We start from the raw sequence: 2,461 nt of genomic DNA on the forward strand, positions 1-2,461 counted from the left end.
GGCGGAGACGGAGGACGACGGGCTGGGCGGTGTGGGACAGGGAGATGCGCGACCCGGCGGTGTGGGTGCGGGCGATACGCGACCGGGCGACGTGCGATCCGGCGGTGTGGGTGCGGGCGGCGTGAGAACGGATGGCCCGGCGGCGACGTCCCCGTCCGTTCCCGATGTCTTCGACCCCCGGCTGTACGCGGCGGGGGTTCCCCACGACCGCTATCGCGTCCTGCGCGACCACCACCCCGTGGCCTGGCAGGAGGAGCCGGGGGTGCTCGGCTGGCCCGCGGGCCCGGGGTTCTGGGCCGTCACCCGGCACGCGGACGTGGTGCGCGTCCTGAAGGACCCGGGCACCTTCTCCTCGCACCTGGGCGCCACCCAGATCCGCGACCCCGCCCCGGACGACCTGCCGTTCATCCGGCGCATGATGCTCAACCAGGACCCTCCCGACCACGGGCGGCTGCGCAGGCTCGTCAGCCGCGCGTTCACGCCGCGGCGGGTGGAGCGGTTCGAGACGCTCGCGCGCGAGCGGGCCAGGACCCGGCTCGCGGCGGCCGTGGCCGACGCCCGCGCCGGCGACGGCACCTTCGACGTCGTCACGGCCGTCACCGACGACTACGCCCTGCTCAACCTCGCCGACCTGCTCGGCGTGCCGCCGGCCGACCGCGGCATGCTGCTGCACTGGACGCGGCGCGTCATCGGCTACCAGGACCCCGACGAGGCGGCCCCGCAGGTGCTCGGCCCGGACGGCAGGCCGGTCGATCCGCGCTCGCCCGCGATGCTGCGCGACATGTTCGACTATGCGGGCACCCTGGCGGCGCACAAGCGCGGGCGGCCCGGCGACGACATCATGACCACCCTGGCCACGGACCCCGAACTCACGGACCCCGAGCTGGAGATGTTCTTCTTCCTCCTGACCGTCGCGGGCAACGACACGGTGCGCTCGGCGGCGCCGGGCGGGCTGCTCGCGCTCGCGGAGAACCCCGACGAGTACGAGAGGCTGCGGCAGGGCAAGGTCGCCCTCGGCACCGCCGTGGACGAGCTGCTGCGCCGGCACCCGCCGGTGCTCAGCTTCCGGCGCACGGCCACCCGCGCCACCGAGCTCGCGGGTACGCCCATCGCGGCCGGGGACAAGGTCGTCGTCTTCCACGCGTCCGCCCACCACGACGAGCGCGTCTTCACCGACCCGCACCGCCTCGACCTGTCCCGCTCGCCCAACCCTCATGTGGCGTTCGGCGACGGCCCGCACGTCTGCCTGGGCGCGCACTTCGCGCGGCTCCAACTCCGCGTGTTCTACGAGGAGTCGATGCGGGCCCTGCCCGAACTGCGCCTCGCGGAGCCGCCGCGCCGACTGGTCTCGCACTTCATCAACGGCCTCAAGTCGCTGCGTCTGCGGGTGCCTGCGTAGAGAGGTGTTGTGCTGGGGTGCGGGCTCCGGGTGCCTCCGGGTGTGGGTACGACCGGGGTCCGGTCAGCGCAGCGGCAGGGGCAGGCCGAGGCGGACGTGCAGGTCACGCGCGGCCCGCAGGCACGCCTCGGCGCGCACGGCGTGGCCCGCCTCGGCGAGCGTGCGGCTCAGTTCGAGCAGCACGGCGGCCTGCATCGGTTCGTTGCCGATCCGGCGCGCGCCCGCCAGGCTGCGCTCCAGGTGGGCGGCGGCCTGGCCGGTCCTGCCACGGGCCCGTTCGGCCTCGCCGAGACCTTGCTCCAGGAGCAGTTCCAGATAGACCGAGCCGACGGCACGGCAGCCGGCCAGGGCCTCGGTGAAGCTGGCGACGGCGTCCGCCGGGCGGCCGAGGCGGGCCAGGGTGCGGGCGTGGCCGCCCTGGAGGTAGACGCGCACCAGGGTCCAGCCCAGCGGCCTGGCGCGGTCCAGGGCTCCGTTGAGGCAGTCCAGGGCCTCGGTCGCGCGGCCCATGCTGCGCAGCACCTGGGCGGTGTTGCCCAGCATCTCCAGCTCGCCCCAGAGGTTGCCGCGCCGCGCGTGCACGGCGACGCCCTCCCGGAACAGGGAGAGCGACACCTCGTGCCCTCGACCGACCAACAGACCCGTAACGTTGAGGAGTTGACCGAGCATCACCTCGTCGCCCGTGGTCCGGCTCAGTTCGAGGGCGCGGCTCGCGTGGGCCCGGCCCTGCTCCGCGCGGCCGACCTGCCAGAGCCCGCCCCCCAGCATGTAGCGGGCGCGTATCTCCGCGGACGTGTCGCCGCGCTCGGCGGCGGCGTCGGCGAGCGCGGCGGCGGGGCCGTTGAGCCGGGGCCAGAGGAAGTCCGACTCGGCGAACGGGTCGAGGGCGAGCAGCAGGTCGGCGGCGGGCGCGATCGGCACGCCCGGCCGTTCGGCGGCCTCCCGCAACACCGCGAGCAGCGTGTCGAGTTCGTGGCGCACCCAGTCCTGCGCGGCCCCGGCGTCCCTGAAGAGGAAGCCGGCGGCGTGTGTGGGGGCGAGGTCGTCGGGGGTGGTGGAGCC

At 75.0% G+C, this 2,461-nt stretch carries 2 protein-coding genes; one reads left to right on the forward strand and one right to left on the reverse strand.

Features of this window, described 5'->3' with window-relative positions; all coding sequences use genetic code 11:
* Positions 1-121 precede the first annotated feature (121 nt).
* Positions 122-1,399: a cytochrome P450 gene (locus AOK22_RS38055; RefSeq protein ID WP_055703212.1), complete on the forward strand. Its 1,278-nt coding sequence runs from the start codon at positions 122-124 to the stop codon at positions 1,397-1,399.
* A gap of 63 nt (positions 1,400-1,462) precedes the next feature.
* Here AOK22_RS38055 and AOK22_RS38060 read toward each other — a convergent pair.
* On the reverse strand, positions 1,463-2,461 hold a 999-nt coding region (locus AOK22_RS38060; protein ID WP_157872424.1), incomplete at its 5' end, for a tetratricopeptide repeat protein.

The organism is Streptomyces silaceus, from assembly GCF_001419745.1.
Classification (GTDB): domain Bacteria; phylum Actinomycetota; class Actinomycetes; order Streptomycetales; family Streptomycetaceae; genus Streptomyces; species Streptomyces silaceus.